Source organism: Streptomyces spiroverticillatus (genome assembly GCA_014650415.1).
Lineage (GTDB): Bacteria > Actinomycetota > Actinomycetes > Streptomycetales > Streptomycetaceae > Streptomyces > Streptomyces spiroverticillatus.
This window is the reverse complement of the sequence record BMUX01000017.1, coordinates 35,477-59,701: the sequence shown is the minus strand read 5'-3', so window position 1 is coordinate 59,701 and position 24,225 is coordinate 35,477. Positions and strand designations below refer to the sequence as shown.

General features: G+C 72.5%; 16 protein-coding genes. 9 read left to right on the top strand and 7 right to left on the bottom strand.

Going from position 1 to position 24,225, the window contains the following annotated elements; all coding sequences use genetic code 11:
- Positions 1-52: 52 nt before the first annotated feature.
- The 3 genes from IE269_RS33600 to IE269_RS33590 form a co-directional block, all read right to left on the bottom strand.
- Positions 53-724 carry an AIM24 family protein gene (locus IE269_RS33600; protein ID WP_189827044.1) on the bottom strand — a complete coding sequence of 224 codons (672 nt, stop codon included), beginning with the start codon at positions 722-724 and terminating at the stop codon, positions 53-55.
- A 112-nt stretch (positions 725-836) separates the two neighbouring features.
- Positions 837-1,277 carry a hypothetical protein gene (locus IE269_RS33595; RefSeq protein ID WP_189827043.1) on the bottom strand — a complete coding sequence of 147 codons (441 nt, stop codon included), beginning with the start codon at positions 1,275-1,277 and terminating at the stop codon, positions 837-839.
- Positions 1,278-1,334: 57 nt separating this feature from the next.
- Positions 1,335-2,672, bottom strand: a complete 1,338-nt coding sequence (locus IE269_RS33590; protein WP_189827042.1) for an aminotransferase-like domain-containing protein — start codon at positions 2,670-2,672, stop codon at positions 1,335-1,337.
- Positions 2,673-2,766: 94 nt separating this feature from the next.
- Here IE269_RS33590 and IE269_RS33585 point away from each other — a divergent pair, with 94 nt between their 5' ends.
- A complete protein-coding gene (locus IE269_RS33585; protein ID WP_189827041.1) occupies positions 2,767-3,390 on the top strand; it encodes a DJ-1/PfpI family protein in 624 nt (207 codons plus the stop codon).
- 28 nt (positions 3,391-3,418) lie between these two features.
- Here the strand turns inward: IE269_RS33585 and IE269_RS33580 are convergent, their stop codons facing one another.
- Both IE269_RS33580 and IE269_RS33575 read right to left on the bottom strand, forming a co-directional pair.
- A complete protein-coding gene (locus IE269_RS33580; RefSeq protein WP_189827040.1) occupies positions 3,419-3,721 on the bottom strand; it encodes a hypothetical protein in 303 nt (100 codons plus the stop codon).
- A gap of 49 nt (positions 3,722-3,770) precedes the next feature.
- Complete coding sequence (locus IE269_RS33575; RefSeq protein WP_189827039.1) at positions 3,771-4,769, bottom strand: GlxA family transcriptional regulator; 999 nt, start codon at positions 4,767-4,769, stop codon at positions 3,771-3,773.
- A 177-nt stretch (positions 4,770-4,946) separates the two neighbouring features.
- Here IE269_RS33575 and IE269_RS33570 point away from each other — a divergent pair, with 177 nt between their 5' ends.
- From IE269_RS33570 to IE269_RS33545, 6 genes are all read left to right on the top strand, one after another.
- Positions 4,947-5,531, top strand: a complete 585-nt coding sequence (locus IE269_RS33570; RefSeq protein WP_189827038.1) for an isochorismatase family protein — start codon at positions 4,947-4,949, stop codon at positions 5,529-5,531.
- The gene (locus IE269_RS33565; RefSeq protein WP_189827037.1) at positions 5,531-6,262 is read left to right on the top strand and encodes an isochorismatase family protein; all 732 of its coding nucleotides are present in this window, start codon (positions 5,531-5,533) and stop codon (positions 6,260-6,262) included. Before IE269_RS33570 ends, IE269_RS33565 begins: the two co-directional genes overlap by 1 nt.
- A gap of 198 nt (positions 6,263-6,460) precedes the next feature.
- Positions 6,461-7,591, top strand: coding sequence for a hypothetical protein (locus tag IE269_RS33560; protein ID WP_229898442.1), 1,131 nt, complete (start codon positions 6,461-6,463; stop codon positions 7,589-7,591).
- Positions 7,592-7,723: 132 nt separating this feature from the next.
- Positions 7,724-15,865 carry a type I polyketide synthase gene (locus tag IE269_RS33555; protein WP_189827036.1) on the top strand — a complete coding sequence of 2,714 codons (8,142 nt, stop codon included), beginning with the start codon at positions 7,724-7,726 and terminating at the stop codon, positions 15,863-15,865.
- A gap of 121 nt (positions 15,866-15,986) precedes the next feature.
- Complete coding sequence (locus IE269_RS33550) at positions 15,987-17,633, top strand: penicillin-binding transpeptidase domain-containing protein (RefSeq protein ID WP_189827035.1); 1,647 nt, start codon at positions 15,987-15,989, stop codon at positions 17,631-17,633.
- A 129-nt stretch (positions 17,634-17,762) separates the two neighbouring features.
- Positions 17,763-19,103 (top strand): MFS transporter, encoded by a 1,341-nt coding sequence (locus IE269_RS33545; RefSeq protein ID WP_189827034.1) that lies wholly within the window; start codon positions 17,763-17,765, stop codon positions 19,101-19,103.
- Between the two features lie 40 nt (positions 19,104-19,143).
- Here the strand turns inward: IE269_RS33545 and IE269_RS33540 are convergent, their stop codons facing one another.
- Complete coding sequence (locus IE269_RS33540) at positions 19,144-19,806, bottom strand: response regulator transcription factor (protein WP_189827033.1); 663 nt, start codon at positions 19,804-19,806, stop codon at positions 19,144-19,146.
- 132 nt (positions 19,807-19,938) lie between these two features.
- Positions 19,939-21,270, bottom strand: coding sequence for a sensor histidine kinase (locus tag IE269_RS33535; protein ID WP_189827032.1), 1,332 nt, complete (start codon positions 21,268-21,270; stop codon positions 19,939-19,941).
- A gap of 207 nt (positions 21,271-21,477) precedes the next feature.
- Here IE269_RS33535 and IE269_RS33530 point away from each other — a divergent pair, with 207 nt between their 5' ends.
- Both IE269_RS33530 and IE269_RS33525 read left to right on the top strand, forming a co-directional pair.
- Positions 21,478-22,218, top strand: a complete 741-nt coding sequence (locus tag IE269_RS33530; RefSeq protein ID WP_189827031.1) for an ABC transporter ATP-binding protein — start codon at positions 21,478-21,480, stop codon at positions 22,216-22,218.
- Positions 22,219-24,183 carry an FtsX-like permease family protein gene (locus IE269_RS33525; protein WP_189827030.1) on the top strand — a complete coding sequence of 655 codons (1,965 nt, stop codon included), beginning with the start codon at positions 22,219-22,221 and terminating at the stop codon, positions 24,181-24,183.
- Positions 24,184-24,225 lie beyond the last annotated feature (42 nt).

Below are 24,225 nucleotides of genomic sequence, written 5' to 3'. Positions count from 1 at the left end.
TGACCGGTGGACCCCCTCGGGACGCGTGGTGTGCGTACCGGACGCCAGGACGTCAGGACGCCGGAGCGGGCTTGGGCTCGCCGGGGTTGACCACCACGACGCCCTCCCCCTCCAGCTTCAGCTGTACGGCTTCGCCGGAGCCGCCCTTGACCATGGACCCGATGCTCTGCGAGCGGTGCAGCGAGGTGCTGAGCTGCGGGGTCCAGGCGACGACGGCGTCCGTGTCCACGTACACCGGTGCCTGCGGCGACACCGGCAGCACCAGCGGGGTGCCCGCACTGGTCAGGGCCAGTCGGCCGGTGCCCTTGAACGTGCAGTTGAACAGCCCGCCGCCGGCCATTCCGGCGCCCTTGACGGTGGTGATGTCGTAGTCGAGGGAGGCGTCGAAGCACAGGATGTTCTTGCCGTTGACGGTCAGGCCGTGGTTGTCGTCGACGTCGACGAGGAAGCAGTGCGCCGCGTCGGACGCGAACCACGCCTCGCCCTCGCCCTTGACCGTCATGAGGGCCAGGCCCTCGCCGGTCACGGCGCGCTTGAGGAAGTTGCCGACGCCCTGGCCCTGGCGCTCGAACTCCAGGGCCCCGCGCCAGGCGACCATCGTGCCCTGCCGGGCGCGCGCCTCGCCCTTGACGGCGTACCGCACCGCCATGGCGTTCTCCTGCGTGAGGCCGGGGGCCGACGCGGGCTGGATGAGGTTCTCGGGATCGAAGAGATTTCGCTGCATGGGAGGCCCAGTACCCGGCGTCGGCCGGTCAATTCGCCGCCCGTACGTGGCCACGCATACGGAGTCGGACGCTCCGCGACGCGGCGAACCTCGCAGGTCGGGTCAGGTCGGGTCAGCGGCGGCCGGTGGCCAGGACGACGAGGAACTGGCCGCCGCCCGGCTCGACGCCGGCGGTCAGCTGCAGCCCCGGGACCAGCCGGGAGAGCCGGTCCACCAGCCAGTCCGCCGCCTCCTGGGCGTCCCGCTCGGTCGGGCAGCGGCCCACCATCTCGCGGCCCCCCTTGCGCTCCAGCCGTCCGGCGACGGTGAGCAGCGGCGCGGGTTCGTAAACGTGCAGGTGCTCCGGCCACTCGATGACCACCTTCACCGCGCCCTTGCGGGAGTTGCACGCGCGGTGCGCGAGGCGCTCGGCGACCTTGGCCTTCCGGTCGGTGGTCCGGCTGTCGACGCTGGGTCCGCGGTCGTCGTTCACCGACTCGTCGGGGTCGACCGGTTCATCGCACACCCAGCAGCGCCAGTTGTCGCGCTCGCCCACATCATCAAGGAGACTCATCCGAGCAAACTAGCCTGCTCGGAGGCCTTTGCCCGCATCGGGGCCGCCGGCCGGCACTCAGGCGCAGGCGTCCTCGGCGGCGACCTGGCGCACGGTGCGCAGCGTCGAGCGGAGGGTGTCCAGGTCGGTCGAGCCCAGGGCGAGGCGGAGGGCCTGTGGGGGGTTTGCCGACGTGGCGAAGGGTTCCGCCGTGGTGACCGAGATGTTGCGGCGGGCGAGGGTGGCGGTGAGGCGGTCGGCGCGGGCGTCGTCGGGGAGCGGCAGCCAGGTGAAGTAGGAGGAGGGGTGGCCGACAAGGGGGAGGCCGGCCAGTTCCTGGCGGGCGATGGCCTGGCGGGTCGTGGCGTCGGCCCGCTTCTGTGCCTCCAGTTGGTCCGCCGTGCCGTCGTCGAGCCAGCGGCAGGCGAGGGCGGTGGTGAGGGCGGGGGTGTTCCAGGTGGTCGCCCGGACGGCGCGTTCGAGCGGGGACACCAGGGGCGGCGGGGCCAGGACGAAGCCGACCCGCAGGCCGGTGGCGATGCTCTTGGAGAGTCCTGATACGTAGACGGTGATGTCGGGGGCGGTGGCGGCCAGCGGGGGTGGGGGCGCCTCGGCGAGGTAGGCGTACGAGGCGTCTTCGAGGAGGAGTGCGCCGTGCCGCCGGGCGATTCCGGTCAGGCGGGTGCGGTCGGCTGCGGGCATGACCCAGCCCAGGGGGTTGTGGAGGGTGGGCATGGTGTAGATCGCTCGGACCGGGCGGGTCGCGCAGAGCTGTTCCAGGGCGTCGAGGTCCGGGCCTTCGGGTGTGGTGGGGACGGGTGCCAGGTCGAGGTGGAGGGCGTGGGCGAGGACCTTGAAGCCCGGGTAGGTGAGGGCGTCGACCGCGACGACGTCGCCGGGGTTCAGGGTGGCCATGAGGGTGATGGTCAGGCCGTGCTGGGCGCCACTGGTGATGAGGACGTCCTCCGCGTCGGCGGTGATTCCCCGGCGGGTGAGGTGGCGGGCGACCGAGGCGCGGTCCTGGGGGCGGCCGCGGTGCGGTTGGTAGCGCAGGAGGGAGTCGAGGTCGCCGGAGGTGGCCAGTTCCCGCAGGGCCTGCCGCAGGAGGTCGGCCTGACCGGGCAGCGACGGGCAGTTGAAGTTGAGGTCGACCGCGTCGGTGGCGACGGCCTGCTGGTCGATGCCGTGACCTGCGGGGACGGCGAGTTCGCGGACGAACGTGCCGCGCCCCTGCTCCCGGCTCACCAGGCCCATCGCCTCCAGCTCGGCGTACACCCGGGTCGCGGTCACCACGGCGATGCCCTCGCGGGCGGCGAGCGCGCGGTGGGTCGGCAGCCGCAGGCCCGGGGCGAGGTGCCCGGTCCGGATGTCGGAGGCGAGGGCGTCGACGAGCTTCTTGTAGCGCGGGGCTGCCATGCACCGGATTGTATCCATGACAATTCTTTGACTGTCCTGCGTACGGATCCCTACCGTCGAATCCCGCCACCTACGTACGGAAGGGACTTCCGCCGTGCACATCGCCATCCTCACCTTCGAGGGCTACAACGAGCTCGACTCCCTGATCGCGCTCGGCGTGCTCAACCGCATCAAGGCCGACGGCTGGCGCGTCACCCTCGCCACCCCCACCCCCAAGGTGACCTCCATGAACGGCGTGGTCGTCGAGCAGATGTCCACCCTCGAGGAGGCCTGCGCCGCCGACGCCGTCATCGTCGGCAGCGGTATCGCCACCCGCGAGGTCACCGAGGACCCGGAGATCATGAACGTCCTGCGGGGCCTGGACCCTTCGCGCCAGCTCATCGCTGCACAGTGCTCGGGCGCGCTCGTGCTGGCCCGGCTCGGGCTGCTCGACTCCGTCCCCGCCTGCACCGACCTCACCACCCGGCCGTGGGTCGTCGCCGCCGGGATCGAGGTCCTCAACCAGCCCTTCTACGCCACGGAGCGCATCGCCACCGCGGGCGGCTGCCTCGCCTCGCCCTACCTGGCCGCCTGGCTCATCGCCCGCCTCCGCGGCCAGGAGGCCGCCGAGGGTGCACTGCACTACGTCGCCCCGGTCGGCGAGAAGGAGGAGTACGTCGCCCGCGCCTGGCGCAACATCTCCCCCTACCTGCCCGCTCCGGCCCCGGCGCTCGCCTGAAGCACCGGCCGGGGCAGACGCTGGAACGTCAGTTGACGGCCTGCTGCTGCCCGATGTCCAGGCTCCGCTGGCGAAGCCTTTCCAGAAACGCCACGAGACCGAAGACGACCCCCATCGCCAGGCCGCCCAGCCCTGCGAGGAGCGGGCTGTCGGGTTCTCCCTCGGGAGAGATCAGCAAGAAGAAGAGCCCGAACAGGACGGCCATGACGAGACCTGCGCCGACGGGTCGGCGGGCCACCCACCTCTGGATGCGCGTCGGGGGTGTCTGACCGCCGAGGGCTCGGTCCAGGGCCCGAAGGGCGTTGCGTGGGGAGCCTTGCGAGTTCTTCATGGCCGAAGGGTACGACCGGGTGTTGCGGCTGTGGTCGGGGGTGAGTTGGTCAGGACACCTGAGGCACTCGGAAGCGGCGGCGGTACTCCGTCGGGGTCGTGTTCAGGCGGCGGCGGAAGGCCCGTACGAGCGTGTCGGTCGTGCCGAAGCCGCACAGGGTCGCGATGCGGTCGAGCGTGGCGTCGGAGGACTCCAGCTCGTGGCGGGCCTTCTCGACGCGTACCGATTCGATGTACGCGTGCGGGGTCATGCCCAGTTCGCTCTTGAACACGCGGGTCAGGTGCCGGTCGCTGACATGGGCGTACTCGGCGAGGTCCATGACGGTGAGCGGCTCGGCGATGTGGCGCAGGATGTGGTGGCGCAGGTCCTCGATGCGCCGGGTGGTGGAGACCTGCTCCAGCGGGACGCTGAACTGGCTCTGGCCGCTGGGGCGTTTGAGGTACATCACGAGCTGGCGGGCCACCCGCAGCGCGACGGCCTCGCCGAGGTCGTCGGCGATCAACGCGAGGGAGAGGTCGAGGCAGGCGCTGATTCCGGCACCGGTCCAGACATTGCCCTCGCGGATGAAGATCGGGTCGGCGTCGACCTCCACCGCCGGGTGGTCGGCGGCCAGTTGCTGCGCGGTCGACCAGTGCGTGGTGGCCCGTTTGCCGTCGAGCAGCCCGGCGGCGGCGAGCAGGTGCGCGCCGACGCAGACGGAGGTGATCCGGTGCGTGCGCGCGGCGAGTTGCTTGACCCGGCCCACCAGGTCGGGGTCGACGAGGGGGTGGACGCGGCCTTCGGCGTCGACCTCCACCGCGCCCGGCACGATGAGCGTGTCGATGCTGCGGGCGGCGGCCTCGTCGAAGGTGAGGTCGGGCAGGACGCGGACACCGGCGCCGGTGGTGACCGGGTCCATGGTCTCGGCGGCGAGGACCACGTGGTACCCGGCGGCCTCTGCCGTCTCGCGGCGGGACAGGGCGAAGACCTCCGGCGGCCCGGTGACGTCGAGGAGGTCCACTCCCTCGAAGACCACGATCACGATGAGCCGTCTCGCGGTGTCCGCCATGCTTCTCCTCCTGGTGCGCTCGATACCGCCGTGCGGGATGACCGCAGGTCGGTATCTGCATGTTAGACGTCATTGTTGACATCGGGTTGAGCTCATAGCGTTGTGGTCACAGCCCCGGACCTGCACGAACCGGCTGCGGGCTGTGCTTCTCCTTCACGATTCAAAGGCGGTACACCCATGTCCAGGACCACGCTGCGCGAGCTGAACGGCTTCGACCAGGCACCCGCGAAGCTGGCCGAGTCGACCCTCGTCCTGATCGACTTCCAGAACACCTACACCCAGGGCGTGATGGAGCTCGACGGCTGGGAGGAGTCGCTCGAAGCCGGCGCGCAGCTTCTGGCCCGAGCCCGTGCGGCAGGCACGAAGGTCGTGCACGTCATCAACGACGGCGGCGAGGGCACCCCGTACGACATCCGGGTCGAGATCGGTCAGATCCACCCGAAGGTCGCCCCCGTCGACGGTGAGCCGGTCATCGTCAAGCAGGTCCCGAACGCGTTCGTCGGCACCGACCTGGCGAGCCACCTCGAAGAGGGCCAGGACGTCGTCATCGCGGGCTGGATGACGCACATGTGCGTCGCGTTCACCGCCCAGGGCGCGTTCCTCAACGGCAACCGTCCCACGGTCGCCGCCGACGCCACCGCGACCCGCTCGTTGCCCGTCGCGGGCACCGACGTCCCGGCCGAGCAGGTGCACCAGGGCGCCCTCGCCACCATCGCCGACCTGTACGGGGTCGTCGTCGCCTCCCAGAAGGAGATCGTCTGATGAAGCCGCTGCGCACCCTCGTCGCCCTGGGCGCCACCGCCCTGCTCGCCGTCTCCGTGACCGCGTGCGGCGGGGCCTCCCAGGCCGCCACCGCCACGGACAAGAAGCCGTCGCCGGCCGCGACGCCCACCACCGGTGAGAACGTCGCGAAGAACACCACGACGCTCCGTCAGCTGATGAAGCTCGACGAGACCCCGGGCACGCTGTCCAACTCCGCGCTGGTCCTGGTCGACTACCAGAACGTCTACACCGGCGGCACCATGGAGCTCACCGGCTGGAAGGAGGCGGTGAACAGCACCAAGGCCCTCCTGGAGCGCGCCCGCAAGGCTCACACGCCCGTCATCCACATCGTGGAGAAGGGCTACGACCTCAAGTCGAAGGCCGGGCAGATCATTCCGGCCCTCAAGCCCGCCAAGGGCGAGGCTGTTGTCGAGAAGGCCGTCCCCAACGGCTTCCACGACACCAAGCTCGACAAGGAACTCAAGAAGACCGGCCGCAAGAACGTCATCATCGCCGGCTTCATGACGCACATGTGCACCCTGTTCACCACCGAGGGCGCCGTCTACAACGGCTACAACCCGACCGTGGTGGGCGACGCCTCCGCGACCCGGCCGCTGCCGGTCAACGGCAACCCCAACGGCATCCCGGCCAAGCAGGTCCACGAGGCCGCGCTGGCCACGATCCAGGACCGGTTCGGCGTGGTCGTACCGAAGCAGAGCGACATCAAGTGACGCTCTGAGCAACCCACTTCGGCGGGGGAAGAGGTCCGGACCTCTTTCCCCGCCGAAGGGTGCGATCCCCATGTCGCACCCGCACTCCCCACGTCCCCCCATCCCCCCCAACCCGTTTGAAGGTCCCCCCATGCATGCGCTCCCCCCATCGAAGTACCACCAGAAACAGCTCAGCAAGACCTCATGGAGAAAACGAAGATGGCTACCCGCAGAGGGTTCATAGGCAGCGCCACCGGTATCGGTACGGCCGCCCTGCTCGGCTATTCCGCAGCGCCGAGCTTCGCGGACGTCCCGCCGCCGTCCGACGGCGCCGCCGCCGAGGTGGTCAGCCAGCAGACGGCACGTTCGTCGATGCTCGCCGTCAATGCCGGAATGCGCGCCAACTACGCCACCCTGAAGGCGGAGTTGATCAAGCACCTCTCCCCCGTGGTCGTCGTGCAGAACGACGCCAAGGGCGGCAAGTTCACCCTCGTGACCGCGAACGGTCAGGAGTCCGCCAACCCCGTGTCGGAGACGTTCGAGCTGGCGAAGTCCATCGCTCACGTCCCGCTCGGCATCTTCTCGGTGATCGCCTCCTACCTGGCGGACAAGATCCCGAACCTGCCCAACGCGAACCGCATCGACCCCCACGACCTCGTCATGGTGGCGTTCAACGACGACAAGTCCACCGCGTGGATCACCCCGCTGCAGGCGTACGCCACCAGGCTCACCACGGCCCGCCACCAGCTCCCCTCCGCCGGCCTGCCCCCGGCACTGCAGACGTCCTGCAACAACATCCTGACCGCCGGACTGAAGTTCATCAGCACCTCGATCGCGGCCAAGACCTTCGACATGGCGTCGTTCGAGGCCTTCTCCGGCAGCGTCTACCCGGACATCCGCGTCAACATGGAGCACGCCTCGCAGGCCCAGATCAAGGGCGTGCAGGACATCATGAAGACCTGGCGCGCCAAGGTCGGCGAGGCGGCGTGGGCGGACCTGTACTGCGTGGTCCTGTCGCAGTGGACCACCAGCGTCCTCAACCAGAACACCATCATCCTCAAGGACTGCATGAACGCGGCCAAGGTCGCCACCCACCTGATCGACCTGCCGGGCCTGGAGACGCCCGCGGACCCGATCTTCACCGCGCTCGACAACCTCGCGCGGATCGTGCAGGACAACGTCGCCGCCGAGATGGTCTTCCCCAAGGACACGAAGGTCGCCGACGCGCTCAAGGGCCAGCAGGACCTGCTCTCCGACGAGATCCTCAACCAGCTCGGCAAGGCGGCGACGACGCAGAAGGCCGCCACCTACAACACCGTCGCCGCGGGGGTGTGCCCGGTCCCCCACTAGCCGCTTTCCGGCCACCGTGTCCGGCGGACGCTCACGCGAACGTCGCGGACAGCCGCCGGACACGGTGATCGCCTAGGGTCGAAACACCGACTCCCTTGTCCAGAGGACGTGTTCCGACCGGTGACAGCGCACATGACCGCCCTCCGCCCGCTGCCGGACCTGCTCCGCGAGCACGCCCGCACCCTCGGCGCGAAAACCGCCTTCCAGGACCGGCGCTCCCGGGTCACGTACGAGCAACTGGAGCTGCGCACCGGCCGGTTGGCGGGACATCTCGTCCGGCTCGGTCTGCGGCACGGCGAGCGGGCGGCGGTCCTGCTGGGCAGCCGGGTGGAGGCCGTCGAGAGCGTCCTGGCGATCACCAGGGCGGGCGGGGTCGGGGTGCCGCTGGACGCACGGAGCACGACCGCCGAGCTGGCACATCTGCTGGACGACAGCGGGGCCCGGTTCGTCTTCACCGAGCGTTCTGCGCTGCGGCAGTTGAGGCCGCTGCTGGCGGAGCGGGCCGGGCTGGGCGTGATCCTGGTGGAGGACGACGAGGAGGCCCTGGACACCGGGGACACCGGGGAGCCGGGGATCCTGTCGTACACACCCCTGGTCACCACCGATCCGCCCGCACCCGCCCCCGACGATCTCGGGCTCGACGAGGTCGCCTGGCTCCTCTACACCTCCGGGTCGACCGGCCTGCCCAAGGGCGTGCTGTCCACCCAGCGCAACCGGCTCTCCTCCGTGGCGTCCGCCTTCGCGTCCGTCCTCGGGCTCTCGGCGGACGACCGCCTGCTCTGGCCCCTGCCCCTGCACCACGCCATGGGGCAGATCCTGTGCGTCCTCGGCGTGACCGCGACGGGGGCGTCCGCCGTGCTCCTGCCCCGGTTCACCGTGACGGACGTACTGGATCAACTGCGTTCAAGCGAGGGGCACTTCACTCTTCTGGCCGGTGTTCCTGCGGCCTACCACGGGCTCCTCGACGCCGTACGGGACGAAGGGCTGGGCGCGCCCGGACTGCGCGGATGCGTCAGTGGGGGCGCGCCCGTGTCCGCCGCGTTCCAGCGGGAGTTCGAGGAGGTCTGCGGGGTTCCGTTCCTCGATCATTACGGGAGTACGGAGGCGGGTCCCGTCACCATGACGCCACCGGGCACGCCCCTGGCGGAACGGGAGCCGGGCTCCTGCGGCCGTCTGGCACCGGGGATACGGGCCCGGATCGGCGACGGCAGCGAACTCATCGACAGCGAGGGCGAGTTGTGGGTGGCCGGGCCCGGCGTCATGGCCGGGTACCACCGGCAGCCCGAGGCCACCGCCGAGGTGCTGCGCGACGGCTGGTACCGCACCGGCGACCTGGCCCGGATCAGTGCCTCGGGCGAACTCACCCTCACCGGCCGGGCCGGCGAGCTGATCAACCGGGGCGGCAAGAACATCCACCCCTCCGAGGTGGAGGCCGTACTGCTGGCCCTGCCGGGGGTACGGGACGCGGCCGTGGCCGGTGTTCCGGACGGCGTGCTCGGCGAGGTCCCGGCCGCCTATCTGGTCCCGGCGGGCGGCGGCGCCCTCGACCGGAGGCGGATTCTCGCCGCCTGCCGGGAGCGGCTCTCCCCGCACAAGGTGCCGGTCGTCCTGTACGAGGTGGCGGCGATTCCGCGTACCGCGTCGGGCAAGGTGCGGCGGTTCGCGCCCGCGGACGTGCCCGCGCGACCGCTGCCGGTCGAGGAGCCGCCCGTCCGGGCGGACGACAAGGACCTGTTGGCTCTGGTACGGGCCGAGGTCGCCGCCGTGCTCGGCTGCGCGGTGGACGAGGTGGACCGGGGCACCGCCTTCCGTGACCTGGGCATGGACTCGCTGACGTCGACGGTGCTGCGCGACCGGCTCGCGGCGGCGACGGGTCTGCCGCTCTCCGAGGCGGCGCCCTTCGACTTCCCCACGGCGGCCGAACTCGCCGCGCATCTCGCCGGGAGGGCGCAGCCTGTCCCCGCCGGTCGCCCGGAAGCGTCCGGCCCGGACGAGGACCCGGTGGTCGTCATCGGCATGGCGTGCCGGTTCCCCGGCGGGGTGGAGAGCCCCGAGGACCTGTGGCGGCTGGTCGAGGACGGGGTCGACGCCATCACCCCGTTCCCCGCCGACCGGGGGTGGGACGTGGACGCGCTGTACGACCCGGACCCCGGACGGGCGGGCCGTACGTACGTACGCGAAGGCGGCTTCCTCTCCGACGTCGACCGCTTCGACGCGGCCTTCTTCGGCATCTCGCCCCGCGAAGCACTGGCCATGGACCCGCAGCACCGGCTGCTGCTGGAAGTCGCCTGGGAGGCGTTCGAGTACGCGGGGATCGACCCCCACGCGATGCGCTCCACGCCCACCGGGGTGTTCGCGGGCCTCATGTACAGCGACTACGCGACCCGTTTCGCCCGTACGCCAGAGCGCGTCGAGGGCTATCTCGGCATCGGCAACGCGGGCAGTGTCGCGTCCGGGTGCATCGCCTACACGTTGGGCCTGGAGGGCCCGGCCGTCACCGTGGACACGGCGTGCTCGTCCTCCCTGGTGGCCCTCCACCTGGCGGCGGCGGCCCTGCGCCGGGGCGAGTGCACACTGGCCCTGGCCGGAGGGGCGACGGTGATGTCGTCCCCGCAGTCCTTCGTCGAGTTCAGCAGGCAGCGCGCCCTGTCCCCGGACGGCCGCTGCAAGGCCTTCGGCGCGGGGGCGGACGGCACGGGCTGGGCCGAGGGCGCGGGCATGATCCTCCTGACCCGCCTCTCGGAGGCCCGCCGGGCGGGCCACCGGGTACTTGCCGTCGTACGCGGCTCCGCCGTGAACCAGGACGGCGCGAGCAACGGCCTGACCGCACCGCACGGCCCCGCCCAGCAGCGGGTCATCCGGCAGGCCCTGACCGACGCCCGACTGGAACCCGCGGACATCGACGCGGTGGAGGCACACGGCACGGGCACCCGCCTCGGCGACGTCATCGAGGCCAAGGCCTTCCTGGAAACCTTCGGCCGAGCAGGCTCACGGGAACACCCGCTGTGGCTGGGCTCCGTCAAATCAAACATCGGCCACACCCAGGCGGCCGCAGGCATGGCCGCCGCCATCAAGACAATCCAGGCGCTGCAACACGGCGTCCTGCCCCGCACCCTGCACGCCGACCAGCCGAACCCCGGGGTGGACTGGTCATCGGGCGCCGTCTCGCTCCTCACCCACGCGGTCCCGTGGCCACACACCGGGCGCCCCCGCCGGGCAGGCGTGTCGTCCTTCGGCATCAGCGGAACCAACGCGCATGTGGTGCTGGAGCAGGCACCGGTGGAAGGGCGGGTGCCCGGGAAGCCGGAGACGCGGGCACAGCGGCCGGACCTGGGCACCCGGGCCTCCGAGACACAACCCGCACAGTCCGCAGAGGCGTCCGGTCGTACAGAAGTCGCCGGGATCGTGGGGCGCGCGGGGTCCGATGACCTGGGGCAGAAGCCGTCCCGCAGTGTCGCCCCCACCCGGGTGACCGGCTCGCCCGGTGTGCCGGAGGCCGTGGTGTTTCCGTTGTCCGCCAGGTCCGGCCCGGCGCTCCGGGCGCAGGCCCGGCGGCTCCGTGAGCACCTGGTCGGACGTCCCGGCGCGGACCTGCTGGACCTCGGGTTCTCCCTGGCCACCACCCGTGCCCGGTTCGGGCATCGTGCGGTGCTGGTGTCCGGGGAGCGTGAGGACCTCCTCGCCGCGCTCGACGCGGTGGCGGAGGGGCGTCGGCGGCCGGGGGTGAGCACCGGCGGCCCCCGTCCGGCGGGGCGGGTCGCCTTCCTCTTCACCGGGCAGGGCAGTCAACGGGTCGGCATGGGGCGGGAGTTGTACGCGTCGCATGACGTCTTCGCCCGTTCCCTCGACGAGATCTGTGTACGGTTCGACCCCGTGTTGCCGCAGGCTCTGCGCGACGTGGTGTTCGACGGCGCAGGCTGCGGGCTCCTGCACTCGACGCGTTTCGCGCAGCCCGCGCTCTTCGCCCTGGAGGTGTCCCTGTTCCGGTTGCTGGAGTCCTGGGGCGTGCGCCCGGACCTGGTGGCGGGGCACTCCGTCGGCGAGCTGGCGGCGGCCCATGTCGCCGGGGTGTTGTCCCTGGAGGACGCCTGCGTCCTGGTCGCCGCCCGGGGGCGGTTGATGGATGCCCTGCCCGCCGGTGGGGCGATGGCTTCCGTACGGGCGATCGAGGGTGAAGTCCGTGCGTATCTGGCCGACGGTGCGCGGGGGCTGGACGTGGCGGCCGTCAACGGGCGTTCCGTCGTCGTCTCGGGTCACGAGGACGCCGTGCTGGAGGCCGTCGCACACTGGCGCCAACAGGGCCGTGAGACCACCCGGCTGCGAGTGAGTCACGCCTTCCACTCGGCGCACATGGACCCCATGCTCGACGCCTTCGGGCACGTCGCGCAGGAGATCAGCTACTCCCCGCCGACGCTCCCCCTCGTCTCCGCGCTCGCGGACCGGCCCGCGAGCGCCGAGGAGATCCGTACCCCCGGCTACTGGGTGGATCACCTGCGCCGCCCCGTCCGATTCGCCGACACCGTACGGCACTTGAGGGACCAGGGGGCCACCCACTTCGTGGAGCTGGGTCCGGACAGCGTGCTCACGGGGCTGGTACGGGACTGCCTGCCGGAGGGGTACCCCGGCCCCGCCCCCGTGACCGTACCGACACTGCGCGGCCCCCGCCCGGAGACCGGCGCACTGCTCGCCGCCGTGGGCCGACTCCACGCCCACGGTACGGACGTGGACTGGCCTGCCGTCTTCGCCGGACGCGGTGCACGGCGTACGGCACTGCCCACCTACGCCTTCCAGCGCGAGCGGTACTGGCTGGAGGCCGACCCGCCGGGATCGCAGGAGGCGCAGTCCGGCACCGCCGCCCATCCGTTCCTGCGCGCGGTGACGTCCACGGCGGACGACGACGGGCTGCTGCTGAGCGGCCGGCTGTCCCTGCACGACCAGCCCTGGCTCGCCGACCACGCCGTACGGGACACCGTCCTCCTGCCCGCGACGGCCTTCGTCGACATGGCGATCCACGCCGGGGACCTGGCAGGGGCGGACGCACTGGAGGAACTCACCCTGACCGCACCGCTGTTGCTGTCCGCCGAAGAGACGGTCGAGCTTCAGGTGAAGGTGGCGCGGGCGGAGAGCGACGACGGGTGCTGGACCGTGGCCTTCCACGCGCGGACGCACACCTCCGGGCCCGACGACCGCCCGTGGACCCGTCATGCCTCGGGAGTCCTGTCCGCCACCACCGCTCCCCCGACCCCGGACCTCGACTCCCCCTGGCCCCCGCCGGAAGCCGTCCCGCTGCCGCTCGGTGCCGGCTTTTATGAAGCGCTGGCGCAGGGTGGGTTGCACTACGGGCCAGCCTTCCAGGGGCTGCGGGCAGCCTGGCGACACGGCGACGACCTCCTCGGCGAGGTCGAGCTTCCGGAGGATGTTCGGGAAGGCGCGGATCAATTCCCCCTGCATCCGACCCTGTTGGACGCGGCCTTGCACACTCTGACGCTAAATCAGGGCGCGCCAGGGACGTCCGGCGAGCAGGCCGCGCTGTCGCTTCCGTTCGCCTGGAGCGGTGTACGGCTGTACGCGTCCGGCGCTCGTTCCGTGCGGGTGCGGGTGTCCCGGAAGGAGGGAGGCAGCGGTGTCCGGCTGGAGCTGAGTGACGCGGCCGGGGCCCCGGTGGCGACGGTGGCCTCGCTCGCGCTGCGGCCGCTCGCCCCGGAGCAGTTGGGCAACGTACCAACGTCCCAGGACAGCCTGTTCCGCCTGGAGTGGACACCGCTGGCGGACTCCGTCAACGGGCCGGTCGGTGAGCCGCACGGGTACGGGCTCATCGGATCGCCCGGTCCACAACTGAACCTGCTGCTGCGGCAGTTGGGGATCCGGCCGACGGTCCACCCCGACGCGACCTCGGCGGGAGCCGACGCACCGGCCCTCGTCCTCGCCTGCCCGCCCTCCACTGCCGTCCACGGGCCGGACCGTGCGGCGGCCGCGCACCGTGCCGCAGACTGGGCACTGCGACTCGTTCAGGACTGTCTCGCCGAGGAGCGGCTCGCCAACTCGCGCCTCTGCGTCGTCACTTCAGGTGCCATCGGCGACACGGACGACGCTCTCGCCCTCGCACCGGTATGGGGGCTGCTCCGCTCGGCGCAGACGGAGAACCCGGGCCGCTTCCAGCTCGTCGACGTCGACGACCGTCCGGCGTCCGCCACGGGCCTGGTCCGCGCGCTGGCCCTTGCCGAGCCGCAGACAGTCGTACGGGACGGCGTGGCGTACGTACCGCGTCTGGTCCGTGCTTCTCCGGCGCGGCCGCGCGTACGCCTCGACCCGGACGGGACGGTCCTCGTCACCGGCGGGTCCGGGTCCCTGGGGACGGCCCTCGCCCGGCACCTCGTTGCCGCGCACGGAGTACGTAACCTCCTGCTCGCGGGACGGCGCGGCGCCGACGCGCCCGGAACTGCCGAACTGTGCGCGGAACTCACCGCGTTGGGCGCCCGGGTGACGGTCGCGGCCTGCGACGTCGCCGACCGCACGGCGCTCGCCGCACTGCTCGCCGACGTACCGCAGGAGCACCCGCTGACCGGCGTGGTGCACACCGCAGGGGTGCTGGACGACGGGGTGCTCCCGGCGCTCACCGGGGACCGGCTCGACCGCGTACTGCGGCCGAAGGTGGACGCGGCGCTCGCCCTGCACGAGTTGACGCGCGGCAGCGAGCTGGCGGTGTTCGCCCTGTTCTCGTCGGTGGCCGGGGTGTTCGGCTCCGGCGGGCAGGGGAACTATGCGGCGGCGAACGCGTTCCTGGACGCGCTGGCGGAACACCGCCGGGCACTCGGGCTGCCCGGAACGTCGCTGGCCTGGGGGCCCTGGGAGCAGAGCGGCGGCATGACGGCCGGGCTGCGGGAGGCGGACCTGCGGCGGATGGCGCGGTCGGGGTTCGTGGCGCTGGGGGCGGAAGAGGGCCTGGCGTTGTTCGACGCTGCCGTCGCGGGTGAGGACGCGGCCGTCGTCGCCGCGCGTCTCGACCCGGCCGGGGTGTCCTTCGCGCCCGGGGCACCGGTCTCCCGGGTACCGGGCCGACGCCCCGTGCGGAGGGCGTCCGCAGCGCTCCCGGGCGTCGGCACGCGGCCCCGAGTGGCCGCCGCGTCCGGGGCCGAACGCGGTGACCTGCTCCTCTCCCTGGTCCGTACGGAAGCGGCCCTGGCGCTCGGCCACGGCTCGGCGGAGTCCGCGGTCGAGCCGGACCGCGCCCTGGCCGAGCTGGGCCTCGACTCGCTCGCCGCCGTCGAACTGCGCAACCGCCTCGCGGAGCTGACCGGGCTGACCCTCCCGGCCACGCTCCTCTTCGACCACCCGACACCGCGCGGCCTTGCCGCCCACCTGGCGGAGCTGTTCGACGCGAAGGGGACCTCCGAACCACCGGGTGCCAACCGGCCGGACGGCGTCGCGGCCGCCAGGACCCCGGAGGCCGACTCCCTCTCCGCCCTCTTCCGTACCGCGTGCGCCGGGGGCCGGGCGTGGGAGGGGATGGCGCTGCTGACGATCGCGGCACGGCTGCGCGAGAGGTTCGAGGCGGGTCCGGGCCCAGCGCCCCTCACCCTGGCCGCCGGGGGTTCCGCGACCCGTCTGATCTGCTTCCCGGCGCTCAGCGCGCTGTCGGGGCCCCACGAGTACGCCCGGTTCGGACCGGCCCTGAAGGACCTGCGCCCGGTGTCGGTACTGCCGCACCCGGGCTTCCTGCCCGGCGAACCGCTGCCCGCCACCCGGGACGTCTTCGTGGCCGCGCAGGCAGCGGCCGTGCGTGCCTGCGCGGGGGACGAGCCGTTCGTCCTGCTGGGGCGGTCGGCCGGCGGCTGGGTGGCGCACGCGGTCGCGGCCGAGCTCGAACGGACGGGGGTGCGGCCGTCCGCCGTCGTACTGATCGACACCTATCCCGGCGAGGACAACGGGCTGGGCGAGCGGGGCTGCGACCGGCCCGCGCTCTCTGCGATGACCCTCGGGATGCTGGAGAACTCGGCGCGGTTCGCCCCGGCCGAGCCCGACCGGCTCACCGCGATGGCCGGATACCTGGAGCTGTACGCGGGCTGGCGGCCCACCGCCGTGAAGGCCCCGACGCTCTTCGTACGGGCCTCGGACCCGCTGCCCGGCATCGAGCCGCCCGCACCCTGGAGCCTGCCGCACGCCGAGGTCAGCGTGCCCGGGGACCACTTCACCGTGCTGGAGGACCACTCCCGCTCCACCGCGCTGGCCGTCGACGCCTGGCTGGCCGAACGGCTCGGGGAGGCGCGCACCTGAACGGCGCAGGCCGGCAGGGGACCCGTGGGCGGACCGACCTACTGTGAAATTTCGGACCGAGCAACCGAGCAACCGAGCAACCGAGCAACCGAGCACCGAGCAGAGACAGGACGGAGACCCCGTGGGCGGCGAGCGGCGCGACACCGGCGGACGGCGGAAGGTCTGGGTCGCGGGGGTGGCTTCCCTGGCACTGGCCGGTGCGGGCATCGGCGCCTGGGCGGCGTTCGGAGGTGACCAGGGGCCGCGGACCGGTCCGCCGACCGCCTCGGAGGTCGAGTCCGCCGCTGAGTCCTTCCTGGCTGCCTGGGCGGACGGTGACGTGACGGTGGCGGCCGAGCAGACCGACGACGCGAAGGCCGCCGAAGCCGCACTGCGCGACTTCACCGGACGCGCCCGTCTCGAAGCACGGGACCTGCGGGCCGGTCAGGCGGTCGGGGCGCGCGTGCCGTATGCGGTGAAGGCGGAGTTCGGGCACGAGGGGGCGCGGGCGGACCTGACGTACGAGACGGCGCTCACGGTGGTGCGGCGCGCCGGGGACGGGGAGGCGGTCGTCCACTGGGAACCGCGCGTGCTGCACCCCCGGCTGACCAGGGGCACACGGCTCGCGGTGCGGGAGACGGGGCCCGCGCCGGTCCGGGCGGTGGACCGGGAGGGACGGGTGCTGGACGTGCGGGAGTTCCCCTCGCTGGGCCCGGTCGTGGAGGGGCTGCGGCGTACGTACGCGAAGGAGGCGGGCGGCAGACCCGGGCTCGAACTCCGCGCAGAGCAGACCGCTCCGGCCTCGGCGTCGACGGGTACGGATTCGGAGCCTCCCCGTGACACGGTCCTGCTGTCCGTCCCCGCCGGTGCGCCCGCGCAACTGCGCACGACCCTCGACTCCCGCGTGCAGAAGGCGGCCGAGCGTGAGGTCGCGGCGCGGGCCGACGCCTCGATCGTGGTCATGAAGCCGTCGTCCGGCGAGATCCTCGCGGTCGCCAACTCCCGTACGGGCGGCCCGAACACGGCCCTCGAAGGGCGGCTCGCGCCGGGCTCGACGATGAAGATGATCACGGCGTCGCTGCTGCTGGAGAAGCGGCTGGCCGCGCCGGACAAGCCGCATCCGTGCCCGAAGACGGCCTCGTACGGCGGCTGGCCGTTCCACAACGTGGACGACTTCGACATTTCCGGCGGTACGTTCCGCAGGAGCTTCGCCGCGTCCTGCAACACCGCTTTCATCACGCAGGCGGCCAGGCTCGCGGACGCGGACCTGTCCCGGCAGGCGCAGGACGTCTTCGGGATCGGGGGGCCGTGGACGGTGGGGCTGCCCGCGTTCACCGGGTCCGTGCCCGTGGAGCACGCGGCGTCGAAGGCGGCGGCGCTGATCGGCCAGGGGCAGGTGCGGATGAACCCGCTGACCATGGCGTCGGTCGTCTCCACCGCCCGTACGGGACGGTTCGTACAGCCTCGTCTCGTCGCGCCCGGGGTCGGTCACCGCGCGCCCGCCACGGCGCGGCGCGCGCTGGACGGGGCCGCGCACGAGCAGCTGAGGGACCTGCTGCGTACGACGGCGACGTCCGGTTCGGCGTCCGGGTCCATGCGGGGGCTGAAGGGGGACATAGGGGCGAAGACCGGTTCCGCCGAGGTGATCGGGCAGGAGAAGCCGAACGGCTGGTTCGCGGCCTGGCACGGCGATGTCGCCGCTGCTGCGGTGATGCAGCGGGGCGGGCGGGGCGGCGAGTCCGCGGGGCCGCTGGTGGGCGCGGTGCTGAGGGCGGTCGACGCGAGGTAGGCGAGGGGCGGGGATCTGCCCGGTCTTGCGCCAAGAGCTTGCGCCATGGGGTGAGTTCCCGATAGAAACTCTGTCGTACGAGTGAGTTCCGAAAAGAGACTCACTTATCTCGCCGGAGAAGGGCGCAGCATGAACGAGACCCCGACAGCCCCGGGGGACGTCCGCCCCAGCCCCCACACCCTCCAGAAGGAGACCGCCCCGGCAGCCTCCAGCGCCCCCGTCACCCTCACCAGCCCCACCACCCCCACTAGCCCCACCAGCCCCTCCACCTCCACCGGTCACTTCTGGCGCTACTGGGCCGCCTCCACCGTCAGCAACGCGGGCACCGCCGTCACCGCACTCGCCCTGCCCCTGGTCGCCCTCGTCGTCCTGGACGCCACCGCCTTCCAGGCCACCCTGCTGGCCGCCGCCGGTCAGATCTCCTGGCTGCTGCTCAGCCTTCCGGCCGGGGTGGTCGCCCGGCGCGTTCCGCTGCGCAGGCTCCAAGTCACTCTGGATCTCGTACGGTTCGCCGCCCTCGGGTCGCTGCCGCTCGCCTGGTGGTTCGACGGGCTCACGTACGGGCACCTGCTGCTCGCCGCGCTGGTCACCGGTGCCTCCACCGTCCTCTTCGACATAGCGAACTCGACCTTCCTGCCCGCCGTCGTCCCCGCCGGTCAACTGGCCGCCCGCAACAGCCTCATGTCCGGCACGGGCGCCGTCACCGAGACCGGCGGCCCCTCCGCGGGCGGCCTCCTCGTTCAGGCCGCAGGCCCGGTCGGCGCGCTCCTCGTGGACGCCGCCAGTTACCTCGTCTCCGCCGTGCTGCTGCGCACCCTCCCCGAACGCCGCCCCGCGCCCCGTACCGGCGAGAGCGCGCTGCGGCAGATCCGCGAGGGGTGGCAATACGTGACGCGGCACCCGGTGATGATGCCCTGCATGCTCTGGGCGACGGCCACCAACTTCGTCTGCGCGGCCCTGGTCGCCCTCACCCCCCTCTACCTGGTCCGCGAGGCCGGGCTGACGCCCGCCCAACTCGGTCTGGTGCTCGCCATGGACGGGGTCGGCGCACTCGCCGGGTCCACGGTGGCCGTACGGATCACCCGGCGGTTCGGCACCGCGCGCGGGGTCGTCGGTGCCTCCCTGGCGGGCGGCGTCGCGGCGGCGGCCCTGATCCCGCTGACCACGACCGCCGCCGACGCGTACTGGTTCGCCCTCGGCAACGCGGGCTTCGCCTTCGGCGTCGTCATCGGTTCGATCACCACCCGCACCTACCGGCAGACCCAGTCCCCGCCCGAACTCCTCTCCCGGGTCATGGCCACCGTCCGCTTCGTCTCCTGGGGCGCGCAGCCCGTCGGCGCCCTCACCGCGGGCCTGCTCGCCACGTACGCGGGAACGCACACCGCTCTGTGGGTGGTGTGCACGGCGGCCGTCGTGCCCCCGCTCTACCTGCTCACGACCAGGGCGGGCCGCCGCCGGGACTTCGCCTGACGAGAGCGGCTGCCTTCGAGGGGGTGGCCGGGTAAGTGCCTCAGCCGCTCTCGCCCCGCAGGTGCGCGAGCACGGCCAGGACGCGGCGGTTGCCCTCCGTCGGGTCGAGGTCCAGCTTCATGAAGACGTTGCCGGAGTGCTTGACCACCGACGCCTCGGTGACACGCAAGCGGTGCGCGATGGCCTGGTTGTTGAACCCCTCGGCCATCAGCGCGAGCACCTCGCGCTCGCGCGGGGTCAGCCGGCTCAGCGGCCGGTCCGCCGTCTGCTGCGCCAGGAGGAGACGTACGACCTCGGGGTCGACGACCGTCTGCCCGTCGGCGACCCTGCGCAGCGCGTCCATGAAGTCCGCGACCTCGCCGACCCGGTCCTTCAGCAGGTAGCCGAGACCGCCGACGCCCGGGCCACCGCCGCCCAGCAGCTGTGTGGCGTAGGCGGTGGCGACGTACTGGGAGAGCACGAGCACGGGCAGGTGTGCGTGGCGGGCACGGAGATCGAGGGCCGCTTTGAGGCCCTCGTCCCGGAAGTCGGGGGGCATGCGGACGTCGGTGATCACGACGTCGGGTGCGTGCGCGTCCACCGCCCGGGTCAGGGCGGGGGCGTCGCCGACCGCCTCGACGACCTCGTGGCCGCTGCGGTGAAGCAGTTCGACCAGCCCCGCACGGAGCAGGACGGCGTCCTCGGCCAGGACTATGCGGAGCACGGGACCTCCACCAGGACTACTCGGGACACAGGGCCTGCGCCAGGACTAGGCACAGCACGGGACCTCCGCCAGGACCAGGCACAGCACGGGACCTCCGCCAGGACCAGGCACAGCACGGGACCTCCGCCACGGCTACTCGGGGCACGGAACCTCCACCCGGATCTCGGTCGGACCGCCGACCGGGCTGGTCACCAGCAGGCGGCCGCGCAGGATCGCCAGGCGGTCCGCGAGACCGGACAGGCCGGTCCCCCGGGCGGGATCGGCCCCGCCCTTCCCGTTGTCGGTGATCAGCAGGACGAGCCGGTCGTGTTCCAGCCTGCCCGAGACGGAGATCTCGGTCGCGCCGCTGTGCCGGGTCGCGTTGGTCAGCGCCTCCGTCACCGTGAAGTACGCCGTCGTCTCCACCAACGCGGCTATTCTGCGCGGCAGTTGGATGTCTACGGTGGCCGGGACGGGCGAGCGCAGGGCGACCTCTGTGACGGCGGCGGCCAGGCCGTGGTCCGTGAGCACCTGGGGGTGGATACCGCGCACCAGGTCGCGCAGCTGGTCCAGGGCGCGCCGGGCCTCACCCCGGCCGCGCGCGACCAGTGCGGCGCCCTGCGGGCTGGACTCGGCCACCTCCATTTCGGCGAGACCCAACGTCATGGTCAGGGCGACCAGTTGCTGCTGCGCCCCGTCGTGGAGGTCACGCTCGATGCGGCGGCGTTCCGCCTCGAAGGCGTCCGCCAGGCGTACCCGCGAGCGGGTCAGCTCCACGACCTTCCGCGACAGCTCGTCCTCGCGCGGCGACAGCAGGAACCAGGCCACCCGCAGTTGCGCCGCGGTCAGCCAGCCGGCCCCGTAGGCGGACAGCACCACACCGAGGAGCCCCACGAAGGTGTACGGGACGGCCGCCAACGGATGGGGAACGGCCTGCCCGGGAATCACCATCACCGTCTCGGGCGCCAGCGCCCAGACCACCACGGGCGCCACGGTGAGGGCGCAGGAGAACGCCAGCAGCGCGACCAGGCCGAGGCCGGCTCCGGCGAAGACCACCGCGAGCAGGGCCGCGTAACCGAGTTCGCGCCAGGTGGCACGCTCGGTGAACAGATGCCGAAGCCGCCGCCACCCCGTGGCCCCGTGCAGCGGCTCGTGGGGTCGGGCCAACGGCACCGGCGCGACGAGCCGCAGCCTGCGGCGCTCCACCGCCGCGACGGGCACCCCCACCAGCGCGGTGCACGCGAGCAGCAGCAGCCCGACACCCACCACCGAGAGCAGCACCCCGAGGGAGACCAGCAGCGCGAGCCCCAGCAGGACTCCGACGCCGAAGAGGACGCCGGTCAACAGATGCGCCCAGCAGCGCCACGGCCACGGGGAGAGCAGGAAGCCCTTCGGCCGCCGCGCGAGCACTTCCCGCAGGGCCGCGTCGGGAGCGGGTGAACTGCCGTGCTCCTGCGTTCCGTTCGGTTCCTTCGCGGAGGACATGGGCACCCCTTCCCTGCCGAGCCGTACTTCCAACAGCGCGGACCGCCGGGGGAGTTCCCCCTGCCGTCACGGGAGTTCCCCCGCCCGCGCACATGATCGTCTCCACAGTAGTGTCCGCGTTCGGCCGTGTCGGTAGGGGAAACCCGACCCTGCGAGCTCCGGTCAGATCCACTGCGTTCCGCCCCGTCGCGCTGGTCTGCTGACGGCATGTCACTCCTCACCGGCACAGTCGTGTCGGCCGCTCGGTTGGCCGATGTCTCCAAGACGTACCCGGGGGCCGCCTCCCCCGTCCTGCACCACGTGTCCATGGACTTCCCCGCGAAGTCGATGACGGCGGTCATGGGCCCGTCCGGCTCCGGCAAGTCCACCCTGATGCACTGCGCGGCCGGACTGGACCGGCCCGACTCCGGCCGGGTCCTGCTCGGCGAACTGGACCTGACCTCCTGCGACGAGCAGGCCCTCACCTCCCTGCGCAGGCACCGCATCGGCTTCGTCTTCCAGCAGTTCAACCTGCTGCCGATGCTGACCGTGTACGAGAACGTCGCCCTGCCCCTGCAACTGGCCGGCCGGCCGCCGCAGCGGGCCACCGTGCTCGAAGCCCTCGACCGCGTCGGCCTGGCCGACGTCGCCGGACGCCGTCCCGCCCAGCTCTCCGGCGGACAGCAGCAGCGGGTGGCGGTGGCCCGCACGGTGGCGACCCGGCCCGAGGTCGTCTTCGCCGACGAGCCCACCGGATCGCTGGACCGGGCCACCGGCCGCCGGATCATCGCCCTGCTGCGGGCCCTCGTCGACGAGGACGGGACCACGGTGGTCATGGTCACCCACGATCCGGTGGCCGCAGCGGCGGCGGACCGGGTCTACTACCTCGTCGACGGCCGGGTCGCCGAGACACTGGCCGGTCCGACGGTCGAGCGGATCACGGCGTGGCTCACCCGCTGGGAGGGCTGAATGCGGCACCTTTCCGTACGGTCCATACGGCACCATTTCCCGCTGTTCCTGGGCACGTTCGTCTCGCTCGTGCTCGGCGTGACGCTCATCGGCCTGGTCTGCTCCGCCCTCGGTGCCACCTTCGGTATCGCCCAGCCGTCCGGCCGCCCCTCGGTCACGCTGCCCGACGGTGAGGGGAGGGAGCACACCGTCTCCGGCGGTGCCGTCGACCTCGGCGGCATCCAGACCGTCCTGGTGATGACCGCCGTGGTGTGCCTGTTCCTCACCGTCTTCGTCATTTCCGGGACCTGCGCCCTCAGCATCGCCTTGCGCCGCCGGGAGTTGGGCCTGCTGCGGCTGGTGGGAGCGGGGGCCGGGCAGGTGCGGCGCATGGTGATCGGCGAGTGCCTGGCCGTCGCCGTCCCCGCCGCCGCGGTTGGCTGTCTCCTGGTCGTCATCGTCTCGCCCCTCTCCCTGGCCGCCTTGAACGCCACCGGGCTCTCACCCGTCGCCCTCCAGGACCCGCCCCTGGCCGGCCCGCTGGCCATCGCCTCCGGCGCCGGTCTGCTCATGGCCGTACTGGGAGCGCGCGGCGCGTCCCGGCGGGCCTCGCGGGTCCATGTGACCGAGGCGCTGCGGGAGGCCGAGCTGGACAACCGGCCGATGACTCCAGGCCGTTGGACCGGGGGCCTGCTGATGCTCGCCGCCGGTGGCCTCATGATCTTCCTGACACCCGGGGCCGACACCGAGGCCGCGACGCCGCTGGCCCTGTTCGGCACCCTGGCCCTGACCTTCGCCGCCTCGCTGCTGGGCCCGCTCTACCTGACGCCGCTCGTCCGGCTGCTCGCCCCGCTGGTGCGCCGGACCGGTTCGGTGCCCGCCGGACTGGCCCTGGCCTGCGTCTCCACGGCGCGGCTGCGCACGGCCTCCCTCACCGGTCCGGTACTGGCCGTCCTCGCCGTCGTCGGGATCTTCACCTCGGTGCTCGCCACCACGGGGGCCACGGTCAAGGCCGACGACCGGCACCGTACGGCGGGCCAGTTGATCGTCGAGGCAACGGGCACGGGCGGACTCTCCGAGGACGTGCTGTCCGCACTCGCCGCAGACCGGCGCGTCGCGGCCGTGTCGTCGCCCGCCCGCCTGGACGTGGCCGTCGCCGACCGTACGTCGGTACGTCTGGACCGGGGCGCCGTGGTGGACCTCGCGGCGTACGCCCGCACCCACCGGGTCGACGTGGTCGAGGGCGGCGTGGCGGCGCTGCGCCCCGGGGAGGTCGCCGTGTCCCGGGAGTACGCGGGCTGGTACGGCTACCACGTCGGCTCCCGGATCACGTACGGGCTGTACGGCCGAAAGCCCTTGCCCGGCAAGGTGGTTGCGGTGCTGGAGGCCGGTGCGGACCTGCCCCAGGTGCTGCTGCCCGACGGGACGGCCGGAGCCCCGCGCCCCGGACGCGCGACGCTGCTCCTGGCCGAGGGCTCGGAGGATGCCGCCCGGGACCTGGCACGACAACTGGGCCCCGACCTGGTGACGGTGACCCCCACCGACCGGTGGTTCGCCACCGTGTCGAACGAGCAGGAGCGGCTGAACACGCTGGTCCTGCTGATCCTGGCGGGCCCCGCCTCCCTGTACGCCCTGATCTCCGTCGCGAGCACGCTCGTGATGTCGTACAGCAGGCGCGGCCGGGAGCTCGCCGTACTGCGCCTGGTCGGCGTGGCCGACGCGCAGGTGCGCCGGGTCGCCGTGTGGGAGGCGTTGATCACCACCGGTCTGGCCGCGCTGGTGGCCGCCGTCGTGGTCGGTACGGGTCTGGGCGTGTACCGGGCCTCACTTGCCGCGCGCTACGGCCTGGCTGAACTCGCCGTCCCGTGGGGCACGTTGACGCTGCTCGGCCTCGACTGTCTGGGCGTGGGCACGGCCGTGTCCCTCGCCGCCACCGGCCGCCTGCTGCGGCAGGGCCAGATCGCGGCGCTCGCCGCGCGGGAGTGAGGGACAGCAGTACAAGTACGCCCACCCCAGTCAGACCCCCGA